Annotated in this window: 20 protein-coding genes; 11 read left to right on the top strand and 9 right to left on the bottom strand. The window is 45.2% G+C overall.

Annotated elements, in window-relative coordinates:
• The first annotated feature begins 60 nt into the window (after positions 1–60).
• The 6 genes from mltG (at position 61) to HUG15_RS09075 (ending at position 4,399) form a co-directional block, all read left to right on the top strand.
• The gene (mltG, locus tag HUG15_RS09050) at positions 61–1,203 is read left to right on the top strand and encodes an endolytic transglycosylase MltG (protein WP_200128325.1); all 1,143 of its coding nucleotides are present in this window, start codon (positions 61–63) and stop codon (positions 1,201–1,203) included.
• A complete protein-coding gene (locus HUG15_RS09055) occupies positions 1,200–1,826 on the top strand; it encodes an O-methyltransferase (protein WP_200128326.1) in 627 nt (208 codons plus the stop codon). Before mltG ends, HUG15_RS09055 begins: the two co-directional genes overlap by 4 nt.
• 113 nt (positions 1,827–1,939) lie before the next feature.
• Positions 1,940–2,413 carry a transcription elongation factor GreA gene (gene greA, locus HUG15_RS09060; RefSeq protein WP_200128327.1) on the top strand — a complete coding sequence of 158 codons (474 nt, stop codon included), beginning with the start codon at positions 1,940–1,942 and terminating at the stop codon, positions 2,411–2,413.
• Positions 2,414–2,481: 68 nt separating this feature from the next.
• A complete protein-coding gene (locus HUG15_RS09065) occupies positions 2,482–3,147 on the top strand; it encodes a YrrS family protein (RefSeq protein ID WP_200128328.1) in 666 nt (221 codons plus the stop codon).
• A 252-nt stretch (positions 3,148–3,399) separates the two neighbouring features.
• Positions 3,400–4,101 (top strand): 5'-methylthioadenosine/S-adenosylhomocysteine nucleosidase, encoded by a 702-nt coding sequence (gene mtnN / locus HUG15_RS09070; RefSeq protein ID WP_200128329.1) that lies wholly within the window; start codon positions 3,400–3,402, stop codon positions 4,099–4,101.
• A gap of 64 nt (positions 4,102–4,165) precedes the next feature.
• Positions 4,166–4,399: a YrhC family protein gene (locus HUG15_RS09075; RefSeq protein ID WP_200128330.1), complete on the top strand. Its 234-nt coding sequence runs from the start codon at positions 4,166–4,168 to the stop codon at positions 4,397–4,399.
• Here HUG15_RS09075 and HUG15_RS09080 read toward each other — a convergent pair.
• Positions 4,394–5,011: an NUDIX hydrolase gene (locus tag HUG15_RS09080; RefSeq protein WP_200128331.1), complete on the bottom strand. Its 618-nt coding sequence runs from the start codon at positions 5,009–5,011 to the stop codon at positions 4,394–4,396. The two genes, HUG15_RS09075 and HUG15_RS09080, sit on opposite strands and share 6 nt — an antisense overlap.
• A 111-nt stretch (positions 5,012–5,122) precedes the next feature.
• On the opposite strand from HUG15_RS09080, the gene HUG15_RS09085 reads away from it, so the two are divergent.
• Positions 5,123–5,317 carry a hypothetical protein gene (locus HUG15_RS09085; protein ID WP_200128332.1) on the top strand — a complete coding sequence of 65 codons (195 nt, stop codon included), beginning with the start codon at positions 5,123–5,125 and terminating at the stop codon, positions 5,315–5,317.
• A gap of 46 nt (positions 5,318–5,363) precedes the next feature.
• On the opposite strand, the gene HUG15_RS09090 is transcribed toward HUG15_RS09085, so the two are convergent.
• The 3 genes from HUG15_RS09090 to HUG15_RS09100 all read right to left on the bottom strand — a co-directional run bounded on the left by HUG15_RS09090 (position 5,364) and on the right by HUG15_RS09100 (position 10,004).
• Positions 5,364–7,352 (bottom strand): S9 family peptidase, encoded by a 1,989-nt coding sequence (locus tag HUG15_RS09090; RefSeq protein ID WP_200128333.1) that lies wholly within the window; start codon positions 7,350–7,352, stop codon positions 5,364–5,366.
• A 542-nt stretch (positions 7,353–7,894) separates the two neighbouring features.
• Entirely contained in the window at positions 7,895–8,989 is a 1,095-nt protein-coding gene (locus HUG15_RS09095; protein ID WP_200128334.1) for an N-acetylmuramoyl-L-alanine amidase, read from the bottom strand.
• Between the two features lie 82 nt (positions 8,990–9,071).
• Positions 9,072–10,004 carry an SDR family oxidoreductase gene (locus HUG15_RS09100; RefSeq protein ID WP_200128335.1) on the bottom strand — a complete coding sequence of 311 codons (933 nt, stop codon included), beginning with the start codon at positions 10,002–10,004 and terminating at the stop codon, positions 9,072–9,074.
• Between the two features lie 72 nt (positions 10,005–10,076).
• Between HUG15_RS09100 and HUG15_RS09105 the strand changes: the two genes are divergently transcribed.
• Positions 10,077–11,114 carry a glycosyltransferase gene (locus tag HUG15_RS09105; protein ID WP_200128336.1) on the top strand — a complete coding sequence of 346 codons (1,038 nt, stop codon included), beginning with the start codon at positions 10,077–10,079 and terminating at the stop codon, positions 11,112–11,114.
• Here HUG15_RS09105 and HUG15_RS09110 read toward each other — a convergent pair.
• The 3 genes from HUG15_RS09110 to HUG15_RS09120 form a co-directional block, all read right to left on the bottom strand.
• Entirely contained in the window at positions 11,108–11,794 is a 687-nt protein-coding gene (locus HUG15_RS09110) for a glycosyltransferase family A protein (protein WP_200128337.1), read from the bottom strand. The two genes, HUG15_RS09105 and HUG15_RS09110, sit on opposite strands and share 7 nt — an antisense overlap.
• A gap of 364 nt (positions 11,795–12,158) precedes the next feature.
• Entirely contained in the window at positions 12,159–13,451 is a 1,293-nt protein-coding gene (locus HUG15_RS09115) for a nucleotide sugar dehydrogenase (protein ID WP_246516563.1), read from the bottom strand.
• Positions 13,452–13,532: 81 nt separating this feature from the next.
• Positions 13,533–14,828: a glycosyltransferase family 2 protein gene (locus tag HUG15_RS09120; protein WP_200128338.1), complete on the bottom strand. Its 1,296-nt coding sequence runs from the start codon at positions 14,826–14,828 to the stop codon at positions 13,533–13,535.
• A gap of 190 nt (positions 14,829–15,018) precedes the next feature.
• Between HUG15_RS09120 and HUG15_RS09125 the strand changes: the two genes are divergently transcribed.
• Together HUG15_RS09125 and HUG15_RS09130 are read left to right on the top strand one after the other, a co-directional pair.
• Complete coding sequence (locus HUG15_RS09125) at positions 15,019–15,348, top strand: DUF2642 domain-containing protein (protein WP_200128339.1); 330 nt, start codon at positions 15,019–15,021, stop codon at positions 15,346–15,348.
• A 15-nt stretch (positions 15,349–15,363) separates the two neighbouring features.
• A complete protein-coding gene (locus tag HUG15_RS09130) occupies positions 15,364–15,579 on the top strand; it encodes a hypothetical protein (RefSeq protein WP_200128340.1) in 216 nt (71 codons plus the stop codon).
• Between the two features lie 169 nt (positions 15,580–15,748).
• On the opposite strand, the gene HUG15_RS09135 is transcribed toward HUG15_RS09130, so the two are convergent.
• Both HUG15_RS09135 and HUG15_RS09140 read right to left on the bottom strand, forming a co-directional pair.
• Positions 15,749–15,946: a hypothetical protein gene (locus tag HUG15_RS09135; protein WP_200128341.1), complete on the bottom strand. Its 198-nt coding sequence runs from the start codon at positions 15,944–15,946 to the stop codon at positions 15,749–15,751.
• A complete protein-coding gene (locus HUG15_RS09140) occupies positions 15,943–16,737 on the bottom strand; it encodes a GAF domain-containing protein (protein WP_200128342.1) in 795 nt (264 codons plus the stop codon). Before HUG15_RS09140 ends, HUG15_RS09135 begins: the two co-directional genes overlap by 4 nt.
• Positions 16,738–16,964: 227 nt before the next feature.
• Here HUG15_RS09140 and HUG15_RS09145 point away from each other — a divergent pair, with 227 nt between their 5' ends.
• The gene (locus HUG15_RS09145; RefSeq protein WP_200128343.1) at positions 16,965–17,153 is read left to right on the top strand and encodes a hypothetical protein; all 189 of its coding nucleotides are present in this window, start codon (positions 16,965–16,967) and stop codon (positions 17,151–17,153) included.
• The last annotated feature ends 35 nt before the right edge of the window (positions 17,154–17,188 follow it).

The raw sequence follows: 17,188 nt of genomic DNA on the forward strand, positions 1-17,188 counted from the left end.
GGGCCGGGTATTCTTTTTACTGTAGGGTTTGTAGCAATCATCCTCGAAGAGGAGGTTTCCTTGAACGATAATCAGGATTTAAATGAACAAAAGAAGCAACGGGCATTGAATGCGCGAGTGGTACGTCGGATTGTACTCGGGATTGTGCTTGTTCTTGTTTTACTCGCGATCGTCGGTTTGGCAGCCGGTTACTTCTATGTGCAGGCAGCAATTAGTCCGATGGACGAAAGTGATGACTCGACGGTTGAAGTTGAAATACCGAGCGGCTCATCGATGAGTGATATCGGCGTGGTTTTGGAAGATGAAGATTTGATCTCCAACAGCACTTTTTTTCACTATTATTCACGATTGCAAAACGCCTCCGGTTTGCAGGCGGGTGTCTACGAATTGGATCGATCGATGGACCTTGATGAAATCATAGATACGATGCAGGAAGGACCGCACAGGGAATCGTATGCGATTTCTTATATGATTCCGGAAGGATGGTGGCTGGAAGATATTGCGGCAACGATCGCGGAAGAATCGCCTCATGATATAGATGAGGTGATGGATGTGCTCAATAGCGAGGAATATGCGGAAGGGTTAATAGAAGAACACGAATTATTAAATGAAGAAATGTTAGACGAAGATATCCGTTATCCCTTAGAAGGCTATTTATTTCCGGCAACTTATGAGTTTTTAGACGAAGATGTTTCTGTTGAATGGATGGTGGAATCCATGTTGCAACAAACCGTTGATACCTACGAACAAGTTGAAAGTGATGCGGATGTCGAATATGATTTACATGAAGTGTTAACGCTGGCCTCGATTGTGGAGCGGGAAGCACAAACAGAGGAGGATCGCAGGTTGATCGCGGGCGTTCTGTTCAACCGTCTCGAGGAAGAGATGCCTTTGGAAGTAGATCCGACGGTGGCTTATGCGCAAGGCGAACATCTATACATGACTTCCCTGGAGGATATTGAGATCGACGATGCGTTTAATACGTATCAATATGATGGGTTGCCACCCGGACCGATCGCGAGCCCGGGAGAAGATGCCATAAGAGCTGTTTTTGAACCGGAGGATACCGATTACCTCTTTTTCTATGCGCGCGTAAACGGCGAGGTCATCTATTCCGAAACGTACGAAGAGCATAATGACGTACATGAAACCTATAGGGATGAATGGATGGAAGCACAGGAAGAAGAGGGTTCTGGCGAATGAATGCGTACTTGGAACGTTTACGAAAACAAAATAAACTCCCGGAATTGGGCGAGATGCGGCTGTATGCTAAAAAAGAAAATATCCCGATTTTGGAAGAAGAAAGCATGCAGTTGTTACTACAAGTCTTGGCATTGACGAATGCAGAACGCGTGCTTGAAATCGGAAGCGCGATCGGTTATTCAGCCTTGCGTATGGCATCGGACGGGTCCCGCCGCAAAATAACGACGGTTGAAAAGGATCGGAAACGCTACGAAGAAGCCCGGTTCTTTTTGACTCGTTCCAGCTATCGACAATCGATTACGCTGCTTAATGGAGATGCGTTTGATTATGAGGAAGATATCGCAAAGGGTCGGCCGTACGACGCATTGTTCGTCGATGCCGCTAAAAGCCATAACCAATCGTTTATCGAGACATTTTCTCCACATGTGAAACGAGGGGGAGTGATCGTCGTTGATAATGTGTTGTTCAAAGGGTGGGTGGCCAATCCGTTGGAGGCTCCGAAGCGTTTGCAAAAGCTCGCGAGAAACATTAACGCCTTTAATGAATGGTTTCAGAACCATCCCGGCTTTGCTACAAAGATTCATGCTGTCGGAGATGGATTGGCTGTTGGAATAAAACGATAAAAAACCTCGTATAATATTTGCTCAAAAGAATTGTATTTTTTTAATGACCTGAGTATGATAGAGCAAAGAAAAAGTTTGATTATGGTTTCACCTTAGGTGGAGGAGTGAAAAAAATGGCGGAAACAAAAAAATATTATATGACACAAGATGGTCTGACGAAGTTGGAAGAGGAATTGGACTATCTGAAAACAACGAGACGGCAAGAAGTCGTTGAACGAATAAAAGTAGCCAGGGACTTTGGCGATCTATCCGAGAACTCGGAGTATGATGCGGCCAAAGATGATCAAGCATTCGTGGAAGGGCGGATCGTACAAATTGAAAATATGATTCGAAATTCCGTGATTATCGAAGATAATGGGGATACGAATGAGGTGAACTTGGGTAATTCCGTTACTTTTAAAGAATTGCCGGATGGAGATGAAGAAATTTACACAATCGTCGGAAGCGCTGAATCCGACCCATTGGAAGGGAAAATTTCAAATGATTCCCCGATGGCGAAAAGCTTACTTGGCCGCCGTGTCGGCGAACAAGTGACGGTAAGCACCCCTGGCGGGGATATGGAAGTGGAGATCGTCAATATTCAATAAACCTTCTGTTTCCCGGTATGGCAAGCAGGAACAAGTAACGTATCCATTATAGTAAAAAGGTGATTGCAATGGACAATCCTAATCAATTGAATTCGGAAAGTCGCAGGGAATTACGTAAACGTAAAACGAAGAATCGGTTGATGAATGCAGCTATCGGCGTTGTCGTTGTGCTGATCGGTTTTTTCTTGTTTGCGTTGTTGTTTCAAGACGACGAACCGGTTGCTGATGACGAATTTGAAGATGGAGAAGAAGACGATGTTGACATAGGGTTTGAAGACGAGGAATCCTCGGGACCGGAAGAAGCGCCGGACGACGGTCAAGACGTTCCCGAGGAGGAGAGTGACGAGAGCGAGGAGAACGGAGAATCTGATGAGAATGGAGAATCCGAAGAAGGCACGGAAACGGATGATGATGGAGAAGACAATGGAGATGACAACGGCGAGTCTGCCCCTTCCCCGCCTGAAGATGGGGAATATGAACCGATCGGAACGGAGCAAGAGGAATTTACCGACAGTTTTGAGCGGGATAGCCAAAATTGGGATGAGATGGTGATGGCTATGGAATACGCCACAGACACTTCGGAAGAAGACTGGTCGCACATCGAATTTCTTGGCAATGATGGACCGGGAGGAGCAGAAGGGACTTTCGTGCACGGGGACGGCACGGAATATGTCGTTACGATGGAGTGGGAAGATGATGAAGGTTGGATGCCGACAAATGTGGAAGAGAATTAAAACCAAGCCCGGGGGATTCAACCTGGGCTTGGCGTGTGATTGAAAGGATATCTAATGGGCAGGTAAAGAAAAACTCGCGAGCGGTCCTCATGAAAGGCTTATGGCGCCCGAAACCGTCCGAAAATCCATCAAACAGTCGCCATAATGGCTTGCGAGTAACAAAAAAAGCACGAAGCAGAGTCTTTGATCTTTTTCAGAAGCTTACCGCCGTGAACAGTACATAAATAACATCATTACACGAGGAGCCGGAAAATGAAATACGGAATTATCGGTGCTATGGAAGAAGAAGTGGAGATATTGGCAACGCAGATGAAGCATGCAACGACGACCGAAAAGGGAGGGTGCGTATTTTATGAGGGGCAACTAAACGGCCATGAAGTTGTCCTTATGCAATCAGGGATCGGCAAAGTGAACGCGGCGATCGGCACAACGTTGCTGATTGATACGTATAATCCGGATATTGTCATCAATACCGGTGTCGCGGGGGGATTTGACATGGAAATGGCGATCGGTGATCTCGTTATTTCCACCTACGTGAGCTACAACGATGTGGATGCCACAGCATTCGGATATACATTCGGGCAAGTTCCCGGCATGCCGAGCGAATATTATGCAAAGAAAGATTTAGTCGAATACGCGAATGCAGCTGCTCTGCAAACAGGGGCGAATGCAACAAGCGGCCTGATTCTTTCCGGAGATTCGTTTATGAGCGATGAAAAGCGGGTCGCTGATCTTCGCGCCGAGTTTCCGGATGCAAAATGCTCGGAAATGGAAGCCGGAGCCATTGCGCAAGTGTGCTATCGTTTTCAAATACCTTTTGTCATTATACGAGCGTTAAGCGATATCGTCGGTAAAGATGCCTTAGAGTCATATGAAACGTTTTTGGATAAAGCAGCCAATCAATCCGCGGACGTCGTGCAAATCTTTATGGATGAGACAAATGCATATAGATGAAAAAATTACCTTCTCTAACTGACAACCCCCCATGATAGAATGGCGGAAAAGGGGAGTGATCGTTATGGAACCATCTAAACAAGACGAACATTTGGCTATGAAAATAAATGATTATCGATCGTTTTCCAATATTTTTTTACTGATTGCCGCTTTCATGTCTATCGGTTGGTTTATTCCCGAGCAGGCAGAGCAGATGGGCACCATTTTTGGCCTTTCTTTATGGTTCGGCTTGATTGGCGCCTCTGTGTTCTGTTTATCGCTCAGCCTCAAATGGACCCGGGAATGGGGAAACTCATGAATCTACGATGCGAAGAAAATGCCGGAGGATGCGGGCTGTAAGTCCCCAAATGTGTTTGCCTTCATATTCATAGAAAACTTCGGGCATGACTGTGCGTCGGAATTGATAATTTTTGCCGCCGGCGATTTTTTCATACGGAAAATCTTCAGGGACATCCGCTTTTGAAGAAATTTGATACGTTTCCGGCGTTTGTTTCAACAAGACATGAAGCGGAACGGTAAATAATTCTTCCACTTCTTCATTAGGAGCGAAGGACGTTTCACTGATAGAGAAAACATGAGGGTAAATGACGACACCGTATGGGGTCATCCATTTATCCAGCGGCGCGATGTGAGCGGCATTAAAGCGTTTGATCCCGGTTTCCTCACATAATTCCCGAGCGGCTGTCTCTACTGATGTTAAATCGTCTGCTTCCATTTTTCCGCCCGGAAAACTGATATCCCCAGGCTGATGTTTTAATCGGTAGCTTCTGATTTGAAAAAGGATGGATGGTTGCTCTTTTTCATTTACGATGGGAATGGCAACAGCAGCATGCTGGGCTTCACGTTCACCGATGATGCCCGGTTCCCTATGTTTCAGGCGAGAAAATACTTCGTTGATGTCTGTGGTCATTTTGATGAACACCCCTTCGCATTGTTCTTTTTCCCTGCTTCTTAGTTTAGCATGTCTCATGTTTGAAATCCGTCGATTCGTGGAATTGTAAGAAATCAGAGGTGATGGTCAATGAGACGCAGTCGCAAAGAAACGGACCGTTTACGTGTTAAGGGAGAAGCCAAAGCCAAGTTTAAACCACGTGATGACAACGATGACCCGACCGAGAGCATGCATCATGATCCGGTGCCGGACGGGGAAGTGCAGAATAACGAACAAGATGAAAAAAAGAAACGGCAATCAAAAAATAAGTCGATATCGGAATAAGAGAGGGCGTTGTGTGATTAGAGTTTCATCGCACAGCGCCCCTTGCTTAAATCCAGTCCCTAAACCAATGAACAATTTCCGCAAGCCTTGCCGCTCGCAATCGCGGAGGACCATTGCGGCTTAGTTCATGGTTTGCGTCGGGAAAGCGCACGAACACGGCTTCTTTCCCGTAATATTTGAGCACGGTAAACCACTGTTCCGCTTGTTCAATCGGACAGCGCAAATCCTGTTCGCCGTGTAAAATCAGTATCGGCGTTTCAACATCCCGTGCATATTTTAGTGGGGAATGATCCCATAATTTCGCCGGGTCATCAAGTAAATGCTCACCGATTTCCCATTTTGTAAAATAGTAACCGATGTCACTAACCCCGTAGAAGCTAAGCCAATTTGCGATCGAGCGTTGCGTGACCGCGGCTTTAAAGCGATTGGTATGGGAAATAATCCAGTTCGTCATAAAGCCTCCATAGCTTCCGCCGGTAACGCCCAATCGCGCGTCATCGATGAACGAAAAACGCTCTAACGTTTGATCGAGCGCAGCCATGAGATCCGTGTAGTCGCTTCCTCCATAATCCCCACGGACCGCGTCGACGAAATGTTGGCCGTAGCCGTGGCTCCCTCTCGGATTCGTGTACAAGACCGCGTATCCAACTCCTGCCAATACTTGTAGCTCATGAAAAAACGAATACCCATACATGGCATGAGGCCCCCCGTGGACTTCGAGTATGAGAGGGTATTTTTTTTCGGGATTATAGTTAGAAGGGTAGAGCAACCAACCTTCGATTTCCCAGCCATCATTTGCGGAAAAACGGACGGTGTGCGGTTCTTGCAATTGAATGTCTGAAAGGTAAGCATCATTCGCGTATGTTCGTTGTGTGATTTTTCCATTATCCAAAGGGATGGCATAAAAGTTTCCCGGGTCGGTCGGGCTGCTGATTCCGGCGATGAGCACGTCGGTTTCCTTGTGAAAAGAAAAGGCATAAACGTGCCGGTTTTCTTCAAATATTGGATGAATCTCTCCGTTTATGGAGGCTCTGAAAACTCCGGTACGTCCAAAACGGCTGGCGGTAAAAATGATGGATTGACCGTTTTCCCAGACAGGACCCGGGTTATGTTGCCCGGATTGGAAATCGCTAATCATGGCGTCGCCGATTTCAAAATCAACATCTGGTGTGAGCAGTTTTTTCTCCCCGTTGGATACATCAATGGTCCATATTTCATTTTGTGTTGCTCCATCATACGTGTACGTATGGCCAAAACAAGCGATTTTTGCACCGTCGGGCGACCATGATATGTCGTGATACGTGCCGTCCGACGCTGTGATCTGCCTCGTTTCTTCTACCGTCCCGATCGATTGGATAAAGATGTCTTGGCCGATGTGGTTATCTCCTTTCAAATTCGCTGTGTACGCGATTTTTTTCCCGTTCGGAGACCACCCGCCGACATTATGATCCACCTCATTTGTCGTCAGCTGTTCACTCGTTTTCGTTTCGATATCAAAGAGAATCAGTTGCTGGTGCTTTTGGCCATGGAAACCCATGGCATCCGATTTATATTTGAGGCGCTCAATTTTGAATGGTTCCTTCTTTTTTACATTCTTTTCCCGCTCTTCTTTCGTTTTTTCCACTTGCTCAGTGAATGCTCGATCTGTTCCTACGGGTGCCGAAAACAAAAGGGATCGGCCGCCCGGTGACCAATGGGGTTTGCCCGCGCCATGTTCTAAGTAGGTTAACTGCTTCGGAGCCCCGCCGTTCGTCGATATGCTCCACAATTGATCAATTCCGCTGCGATTGGACAAAAAAACAATCGTTTGATCGTCCGGGGAGAAGCGGGGGAAGCGGTCTTTCACGTTCCCGAATGTCCATTGCCTAAGTTCTCCATGATGTACATCCTGCACGTAGAGATGCTCGGTATAGCTTTGATTTTCATTAATCGCTCGTCCGGTAAAAACGTACGTCTCTCCCTTGTGGTCAATTTGTGGGTCGGAGTACTGTGTCAAATGAAATAAGTCTTCAATATCGATCGGTCTTTTTGACATGGCTATTCCCCTTAAAATGAAAAGATATAGTATATGTATCCTTGTCCCATTCCCTGTATGATAAATGATTAATCCTATAATCGGAAGATAAATTGGAGTATCCGGGAGCACAAAGAAAAGTAATCCCTCAGACGGGGATCGAGCTACGCTGAGAGGAACAAGAGAGGGAAAGTAATCCCTCAGACGGGAGTCGAGCTACGCTGAGAGGAACAAGAGAAGGAAAGTAATCCCTCGGACGGAGGTCGAGCTACGCTGAGAAGAACAAAAGGCTGTGGAGGTCTGTATTATTATGGGCTGCTGTTCGTGATCGGGCCGAAGGCGAAATCAGTATTAGGTCGAGACCAGGAAACCTTCATAAAAATACCGCATGAAATCAAGGTTTTACATTTGATTCCACGCGGTTGGCGTTTTTATTTTACACTTTAAGAACGTTTAACTTTGTTAAAGGATTAAAGTATAAGTAAAATTAAGGCTCCCACCATTAGAACTCGGCGGAAGCCAAGTTTTTCTAAGCGATTCGTACTTCACCTTATATTCCAGCTTTATCTGCGCAAAGCTCTGTACGTCTCCGGACCTGGAATGCCATCAACACCGATGCTGGCATCTTGTTGAAATGCACGAACAGCGTCTGCTGTTTCAGATCCAAGTATGCCGTCGATCCCGAACTGGGATAAGCTGTAACCGAGATCCACTAAGCGTTGTTGCAGTTCTTCCATGTGTTGCCCCTGGTCACCGTTTCGAATGATGGATCCGTCCCAATGTTGGAAAGCAAAGGTGGTCGTATAGTTCTCCAGTGCTTCGTGCGTTTCCGGTCCGGGGATGCCATCAACACCGATGCCGGCTTCTTGCTGAAATGCGCGAACAGCGCTGGCTGTTTCAGATCCAAACATGCCGTCGATCCCGAATCGTGGGAGCGTGTATCCCAGATCAACTAAACGTTGTTGCAGTTCCTCCACAGGATTTCCTTGATCGCCGTTTCGAATGACGGAGCCATCCCAATGTTGGAACGTAGAGCTTTCCCCGCCATCATCATTGTCATCACTATCGTCATCCTCGTCATTATCGTCGCCGTTGCCAATCGGTGTTAAGTTCAAATATTCGGCGACAGACTCGGCATGAGCTATAGCCACAGCTGTGATGAAATCCGGATCTTGCAGTAGTGCAGCGTCGTCAGCGTGATCAATAAATAAGTTTTCAGTTAATATCGCGGTCATTTGTGTTTCCCGTAAAACATGGAAGTTGGCCGTTTGTGCTCCGCGGTCAGGGATGCCGGAATCAAATGCGTGCATCTCGTCCAAAATTTGGGGATGCATAACACTCTGCAAATCACTGGCGCCGTCCGGATTACTCGTATGAATATACGTTTCAAATCCTCTTGCACTCCCGTCTAAGGCATTGGCGTGAATGGAGATGAACACGTCTGCCCCCCAATTGTTTGCATCATCAGTACGAGCTTGTAATGAAACGAACGTGTCATCCGTGCGGGACATTCTGCGATACATACCTTCATAGTTATCGCGAAGATAGACACTCATCTGGTAGCCAATGTCCAGCACAATATCTTTCTCATACAGTCCATTTCCCGTGGCGCCGGTGTCACTTCCTCCGTGCCCCGGATCAATATAGATTCTTTGCAAAACCATCAACTCCTTTCTCTTATACCTTATATATATGAAAGGAGGTAAACATCGGGGGCGGCACATAGAGGACAACCAGTAACTATTTTTGCATTAGGGCGTTCACGGTCTGCTTAAGCCCCTCGGTAAATGAAACGCCAGGGCGGTACCCAACTAAGTTTTCAGCAAGCCGTAAGTCCGCTAGCGAATGCATGACATCTCCTGCCCGCTCGGATGTATAGACAGGTGCAATATCTGTCCCCAGTATTACATTTATTTTTTTAACAAGTGTTACTAAATCCGTCCGCTCGCCACTTCCGATATTAATCGCTTCCCCTTGCAATTTCGGGGCTTCAGCTGCCAACAAATTCGCGGAAACGACATTATCAATATACGTAAAATCCCGTGATTGTTTGCCGTCGCCGTAGATGAGCGGAGTTTGGTGACTTAACAACGCATGAATAAAGCTTGGAATGACGGCCGCGTATTCAGAATGAGGATCTTGATTCGGTCCGAAAACATTGAAATACCGTAGCGAAATCGTCTCTAATCCATAGACTTCGTAAAATGCTTTGCAATAACGTTCGCCCGCGTACTTGCTCACCGCATAGGGTGACAGGGGTGCCGCTATCATATCTTCCTGTTTTGGCAGGACGTCGCTATTTCCATAGACCGACGACGAAGCTGCGTAAATAAACCGGCGCACCCCCGCTTTGACAGCAGCATGCAAAAGCTGAAGCGTTCCCGTGACATTCGCCTGATTGGTTGCGATGGGATCTTTGATCGATTTTGGCACTGATGGCATAGCCCCTTGATGAAAAATAACATCGACGTTTTGAACCGCTTTTTTTATGGTTTCAGGATCGGTGAAATCGCCTTCAATGAGTTCGATATCGTTGAACACATCTTGTAAATGTCTTTTTTTGCCCGTAATAAATTTATCAAGCACTTTGACATGCGCACCTTTGCTGACTAACGAATGAACGAGATGAGAGCCGATAAAACCGGCGCCTCCGGTGACTAGGTAACGGGTCATTTTCATAAAACCTCCTGGTGAGTCTATTCTCCGGTATTGTATGTCGCGTCCGTCATTGTGAAATAGACAAGGATGGAGAACGAAAAAGTTTGGGGAGATGTGTATGCCTCGTTTCAGCCATGCATAGGCATGAGCAACGAAGACGCGAGGGAAGGGGATATTATGGGCAAGCATTTGCTCGTATACGATTTCGATTGGTGGGTTTTGGGGCAAAAAGCTAAGATGATTCAACACTATCATCAGAGGCTGGATATCTACTCTCTCAAAGAGATGGAAGCTTTGGCAAATAAACGAGGCGCACAGTATATAAACGACGTTTACGAGGTTATTGCAACATTGGGGCTCGGCATAGCTCAGCTGCTTATCAAACGGAACATTCGCGTTGATACGTCCCAAATCGGGTCTTACAATTATTTTTTGAACAATCATCGCGTCTACCGGGAATGGCGAGATCCCATTAAGGTCAATAACCGCTTCATAAAAGAAATAATGGCCAAACCTCGGCAATTTGGGGTGATAAATCCAAAATTGGCGCGCGAAGTAAAACAACTGCTTCCGAAAAAAACGGTGAACTATATCCGTCCGTTCGTAGACAGCGAGCTTTTTTGCCCTAGGAGCCAAAAGAAACATAAGGACACATTCGTCGTCGGTTGGATCGGGAATGAAACAAGAAAAGTAAAAAATTATCATACGCTTTACCGGCAAATTGTAAAAACCTTTCATGAGGATCCGGCAATTGCGTTTGTGGAAGCGACGCGCTCGTCTCCGATCGCGATCGATGAGATGCCTGCCTTTTATCAGCAATTGGATCTGCTATTAATCACATCTTCCAATGAAGGAGGACCTGCACCCGCGTTGGAAGCTTATTCCTCAGGCGTTCCCGTACTAGCCACAAATGTTGGTTATGTCAAAGAAGTGGCAGGCCCCAAGGGCCGCTCGCTCATCCTAAATAGCAACCGGTCTGCCCCCTTTGTGCAAAAGATCAAGAAGATCAGGAATGATCCGTCTTTTCACGCAATGTTGAAAAAAGAGGCAAGGGAACGGATTTTAAATCACTATACAGTAGAGAAAACAATGGACGACTGGTTGGAGACATTGTTCTTTCAATAACTCATCGTTATGATCGATGGATAGTCACGCGTATAGCGCTTTTCGATGCACATTTTCATAAGTAGATCGTCTTTAATGTGCCAAGTATGGGCATCTCCCCCGCGAATGGCTACATGGTTATAACGATCCGTTGAATAGATCGCGAACCCCTTTGCTCGAGCATCCATCTGAAAACGTTTATCGGAGCCGACTTTCATGTTTGTGAAACGGACGCTCGAAAAGAGATCTTTTTTAAACGCTAATGTTGAGTCGGCAACTCGATGGACGAAACCGTTTTCGGTTTCCGATGGCAATAGGCCTAAGCAATTTTCTTTTTCAAAATAAACATAGATGCTGCTTTTTCCGACAATGTCGGCTTTTTTTTGTCTGTTGAAGGCTTCAAAAACGACGCTTAAGTAAGGCGGGGCGTAGTAATCATCGTCATCAAACTTGGCGATATAACGATAATTGGATTGTTTTACGGCGAAGTTTTTACATTCACTGACGGATAAGTGCTCCGGCAGCTGATAAACGGAAACGTTCGGGTGCTTTTTTCCTTCTGCTTGCCACCGCTTTCTATCCATCGCATCGTTGTTCAGGATGAGGATGAGTTCTTTTTCTTCCAAGCCTTGCCTGGAATAGTTTTCAAAAATTTGTTTCATCATGTGCGGTCGATTGGTACACGTGATCACGGAAATCATGGACATCTCCCTTTCTTAAAAAGACTCTTCGCCGAAATTGACTAACTAGATTTAATGGTAAACGTAACCGCTACGGAAAAACACTGCGCTTTCCGTGGTCTTGCGCTCAGCCTCCTCTTAGAAAAACTTGGCTTCCACCAAGTTCTTATGGTGGGAGCCTTAGTTTTACTTATATTTTATTCCCTTGAAAAAGTTAAACGTTCTTTAAAGTGGAAAAAAGAAGTTCGCTTTTTTCTGCGGGGTCTTCCCACTGCGCTTCCCCACAGTCTCCGTGTTTTTCCTCCGCTAGTTAGTAGTTGTTACCACATTTATATTTAAACTATTGGACCCCTTAAAGACCGTCGGATGTTTCGGCGGTCATTTTCTAGGCGTTTCCCCCGCCCAGAACGATGACTTCGGCGCTCCCTTGAAACCTTTCGCTTTGATTTCTGGTGTCATAGATGAGTGATGCGTGGTCCATGATTTTTTGCATTGGCAACGTGGAGTGGTCGGTTAAAAGAATGACTATGTCGGCATTTTCCAGTTGTTTTTTTGACAGCGGGATGCTTTGGTGTTTTTCCGCGTCAATTGTCACTTCCGGCACATAAGGATCGTGGTAGAGAACATTCGCACCAAGTTGGAGGAAATGGCGCATAAGCGAAAGCGCCGGTGAACTTCGCACGTCATTGGAGTCTTTTTTGTAGGCGATGCCACATAACAAAAGATTGGCATCTTTGATGTTTTTCTTTTGTTCGATTCGGGATTTCACTTGCTGTGTGATATAAGCGGGAAGATAGTTGTTCGTGTGTTCGGCTAATGACAGAAATTGATAGTGAAACCCGTGTTTTTGTCCGATCCAATATAAATATAAAGGATCGACGGGAATACAGTGCCCGCCAATGCCCGGCCCCGGGAAAAATGGCGTAAACCCGTAAGGTTTTGTGCCGGCCGAAGCGATTGCTTCCCACACGTTAATGTTTAATTTGTCGCATAACATGGCCATTTCGTTAATAAACGAAATATTAATAAATCGGTAGCTGTTCTCCAATAGTTTGGAAAGTTCAGCGATCTCGACGGATGAAGCGGGAACCACCTGTGTGAAGATGGACCGGTAAAAACGAGACACGTGACGCAAACAATCGTCAGTGATACCGCTAATGACTTTCGGAATATCTTTCACTTCGATCGATTGGTTTCCGGGATCAATACGCTCTGGAGAGTACCCGAGATGAAAATCTTTCCCGATGTTCAATCCGCTCTTCTCCAGAATTGGCATGATGACGTCACGAGTCGTTCCGGGGTAGGTCGAGCTTTCCAAAATGATCAGTTGATGGTTTTGCAATCTTGGTGCGAGCACTTCACTTACCTGTTTTATAAAACGCAAATCAGGCTCTTTGGCTTTGGATAATGGCGTGGGCACACAAATAATGATGATATCCAAGGTAGATGCAACATCATAGTCTGTTGTTATCGTTAGCGATCCCTCGGATAAGGCGTGAGTGATAGCAGCACCGGATATATCCGGAATATGGCTTTTTCCCTTTTGCAATTGTTTTATTTTGTTGGCATCGGTGTCTATGCCGGTTACGTGGTGACCGCTTTGCATGAATAATAATGCAAGGGGCAAACCGACGTAACCTAAACCGATAACACCGATTTTTTTGTTGTCGTAATGCAATTTAAGGCTCCTTTCTAACATGTTCATAACTCTATCGCTTTACCATCTTATTATGCTCGTTTCCTTTTGCAACGGCGTTTATCAATGAAAGGAAGGCCTATCACCAAGGTGTTTTTTAAATGCTTGCCATTTATCCTGATGCTGTTTCGTTATGCTTTTCGCATGCTCGCGAATGTTATAAACTGTGAAATTTTGATAGGAAAACCGTGTATCGGTGATTAATTCCAATAAAATACTAACGTCCTCATACAGGCGGCCATCGGCAAAAGAAACGACGGGGAATCCTCCTGCAGCTTTTAAATCTTTCGTACGATAAATTCTAGGTCCCAATGGGAAATGATAGGCGAGCAATTGCTGTCTCGTTCGTACGGGTCTCCCTTTTGCAATCGTTTTATATAAAATATCCCCGCCGTCACGTTGTTTCCATCTGCGAAAATTCCCATATAACAATGACACATTTTCCGGAAGATGTTGAAGATTCCGCTTTATGGTAGATAACGCATCCGGGTCGAGCCAATCATCGGCATCTAATTCCATGATGAAATCCGTTTTTACATGAGCTAAAGCCCTGTTCAGGGCCCTCGCTTTTCCTTCATTTTCTTTGCTAATAACTTCCATGCCGCTTATTCCATGCCATTTTTCGATTTCTGCTAAGGATTGATCGTCGGATCCATCATCAATTACGAACAGTTGATCGGGTTCTGTATGTTGAAAAAACACAGAGGAAATGGCTTTCCCGACATAAGCGTCCATGTTAAAGCAAGGGATAAGGACGGATAGTGTAGGGGATTGTGGAACCGGAACGTCGGCGTTTAATTTCTGTAAAAGATGGACCTTTTCCAGCTGATCTTTGGAGCTGCCCTTTGTTGGCGTCTCGACACATGTATCTTCTCTGGCAAACACGAGTTTTTCGTCGATGGTATGCAGCCAAAAAGGCAACAACGCTTCTCTGAACGGCAAATGGTGTAAAGCGTAAAACCTTTTATTTTTCATCGTTTCCGTTTTAATGAAAAACGGTTCACGAATACGGATATTACGTACGTTTCGCGCATGGGTCATAACTGATTGATCGTGTGTCAGATGTAAAGTGGACGGGTCGAGCGTAGGAGAGAGGAACTCCCGATCTTTGAGAACCAACACATAGGTGCTCTGTATCTTCTTGAAAGTTTCGTTTAAGGTTGTGCCCGGATCATGATCTTGAATGGTTGTTGTCCAAATACGTTTCTCAAATTCTTTTAGTGGTGGAATACTAACATTTGGCCGATGGACGATGCCCATTGTTTTTACGCGATGTCTGATTTTTTTTAGGGAATGAACAGCTGCTTGCAACGTTTTGTCATCGGGATAGTCTAGCAATACTACCGTTATGTCCTTCAATGTCATGGCCCCTTTATCATAGATGTCGCATCTATCGTATTCGACGGTTCAAACTATCGTGTCATCCGGGGCATTTGCTAGGTGGACAAGTGCGTCTTTTTCGATAAATAGGCCTCGGAAGTAGGGTGTATCCTATACAGAAGAATTTTTCATTAAATAATATGATTAAGAAAGCGAGAGGAGGGTTAGGATGGCGAACAATGAACAGTCGGCATCACTTCGATTGATGAACCAGCTTGCCGACTTAAATACAAGTTTGATCGAACTGCGGTTATCCAGAGGAGGGAACGCCAATATGACGACAAGTTGGATTACGAATAAATTTAGAGACTCGGAGCCGAGTACGTTGAGAGAGCTGTTGTCCACGATGATAGGCGAGCAGCTTCAAGTCACAACACCGTTTGGTGATGTAAGCGGCACACTGATTTCTGTTCAAGATGATTATATTGTGATGGTAGACGACACCGGGGCTCAAGCACTTGTCCGTATCGATGCCATTGAATTTGTTAGTGAACTGTAAAGGAGGAATGTTTCGATGTTCGAAAATCTTTTTCGTGATGAATTAGCAAATCGCTTAGGCACAACCGTGGAAATCGCGACCGATAATAACTTGATTGAAGGCATCCTTGTGAATGTCACCGGCAATCTGGTTCTAACGGTTGATGTGAACGACGGGTATGGGACAGGAAACCGGGTGTATCTATCTGTTGAGTCGATTAACTACGTTCGTTTTCCGGCGACAGCTGCTTAAACGAATGACAAACGAATGACGATAAAAGCCAGGGCGCTGCTCCGCTGTCCTGGCTTATTAAAAAAACTTGACTTCTCGTCAAAAATGGCGAAAGTCAAAGTCTTTACTTATGTTTTAGTCCTTTAGCTTAAACATTTTTAAAGTGTAAAAAAACGGGCCTTTGCCCGTATTAATTTGCAAGCATTTGCCGCATCCAATCAATGGTATGCTCCATGCGTTGCTCTCTTTCCATTTTTCTTTGTGTCAGTGATTTCCGTCGGTTGAGTAAATCGTCCATCTTAATTTCGTATACATATGGGTCAACCATGTTTCGTCGATACGCATCCTTCAAGATGCTGATGCGCATATTGATATCCTCGATCGTCATACACGCCACCTTTGTTGTTGAGTAAATGTGGATCGAACCGCTCCATCATACATTTCCATGATCACTAGCGTTAGAAGATCTGTATACACTTGAATGATCACTCGCGATTCCTGTGCAAAGGGAGACATTGCATCCACTGTAATGATACCCCAGTTTAATATCGGTATGCAAATTAAACTATTGTAATGACTCTTTGATTGTTCATTCGCGCTCCAGTCATCATCCTCCTGTACATCATCAATATATAAATTTTCGGACTTTCGAAAGCACCTCCCCCCGGCGGTATTATTAATGTCCAATGACCGCCCTCCATCTTTGTAGTCGTTTGGGAATTGAGCGCTCCCCGTAAAAAAATCCAATTTACCTGAGGTTGAATTATACATCCATAAGGCGCATCGGTGATTTGAACCTGGCGTGATGCTCATATTGCCGGGAATAGCATTCACAAGTTTTTTCATGAGGTTTACGGATAAATGGAACTTTGCATCGCCTTCCGATTCTTTGATATATCTTAATTCCTCGAGAAAAATACTGCACTCATTTAAGGAAGAATCATATTGTGTTTGAATATGTTCCAATGTCTTGAGTTTCGATTGTAACTGTCCGTTTGTTTCGGCTAATGTGCCAATGCGATCTTCACGGCCAACGACGTTGGCAAATTTATTCGAAATCCTCGTTACTTGGATCATTAGAACGACGCTACCAGCAATAAAAACGATACCGGCGATTGCATAAACCCAATCAGGAAAACGATCCATGGCCTCGAGAAAAATGGTTTCCAGCGCTGTCAAAAAGACCCCTCCCATTTTGGTTATGGTTATATATTCCACAAAAGAGGGGAAATTCCTTTCATAGAAAATAAATCTATAACTTAGACCTATAATAGTGTAGGGCCTAAATACCCGTACAATCGTGGGGAAGTAAAATATGTAAATTTGTTTCGTTTAGCAGGACAATTAATCTTTTTTGTCAAAATAATGAATGATGGTAGAAGATAAAAGAAAGGTGGGCGTTCGTTGTGAGTCAGGATATGAATCTTCAGCAAATCGCGGAAAGCATCCCAAAATCATTGTTAAACGCATCCGATAAGGATGTAGAGGCGCTCCAAGGGATTATTGATCAAACCCTCGAAGTTAGAGATGCACACAAGGAACTGCAACGAATGGTGAAAGATTACACAAGCACGAAATCGACAGTGGCACGGTGAAGTTGGCTGGGCGGTGAGGCGCCCGGCTTTTAATC

The sequence above is a fragment of the Salicibibacter cibarius genome (assembly GCF_016495725.1).
Classification (GTDB): Bacteria; Bacillota; Bacilli; order Bacillales; family Marinococcaceae; genus Salicibibacter; species Salicibibacter cibarius.

Coding starts and splice junctions, on each gene's coding strand:
- HUG15_RS09105 (WP_200128336.1), top strand. CDS start 10,077: ATGGAGAACGAAAAAGTTTGGGGAGATGTGTATGCCTCGTTTCAGCCA.
- HUG15_RS09085 (WP_200128332.1), top strand. CDS start 5,123: ATGAGACGCAGTCGCAAAGAAACGGACCGTTTACGTGTTAAGGGAGAA.
- HUG15_RS09075 (WP_200128330.1), top strand. CDS start 4,166: ATGGAACCATCTAAACAAGACGAACATTTGGCTATGAAAATAAATGAT.
- HUG15_RS09100 (WP_200128335.1), bottom strand. CDS start 10,004: ATGACCCGTTACCTAGTCACCGGAGGCGCCGGTTTTATCGGCTCTCAT.
- greA (WP_200128327.1), top strand. CDS start 1,940: ATGGCGGAAACAAAAAAATATTATATGACACAAGATGGTCTGACGAAG.
- HUG15_RS09055 (WP_200128326.1), top strand. CDS start 1,200: ATGAATGCGTACTTGGAACGTTTACGAAAACAAAATAAACTCCCGGAA.
- HUG15_RS09090 (WP_200128333.1), bottom strand. CDS start 7,352: ATGTCAAAAAGACCGATCGATATTGAAGACTTATTTCATTTGACACAG.
- mtnN (WP_200128329.1), top strand. CDS start 3,400: ATGAAATACGGAATTATCGGTGCTATGGAAGAAGAAGTGGAGATATTG.
- HUG15_RS09125 (WP_200128339.1), top strand. CDS start 15,019: ATGGCGAACAATGAACAGTCGGCATCACTTCGATTGATGAACCAGCTT.
- HUG15_RS09065 (WP_200128328.1), top strand. CDS start 2,482: ATGGACAATCCTAATCAATTGAATTCGGAAAGTCGCAGGGAATTACGT.
- HUG15_RS09110 (WP_200128337.1), bottom strand. CDS start 11,794: ATGATTTCCGTGATCACGTGTACCAATCGACCGCACATGATGAAACAA.
- HUG15_RS09130 (WP_200128340.1), top strand. CDS start 15,364: ATGTTCGAAAATCTTTTTCGTGATGAATTAGCAAATCGCTTAGGCACA.
- HUG15_RS09135 (WP_200128341.1), bottom strand. CDS start 15,946: ATGACGATCGAGGATATCAATATGCGCATCAGCATCTTGAAGGATGCG.
- HUG15_RS09080 (WP_200128331.1), bottom strand. CDS start 5,011: ATGACCACAGACATCAACGAAGTATTTTCTCGCCTGAAACATAGGGAA.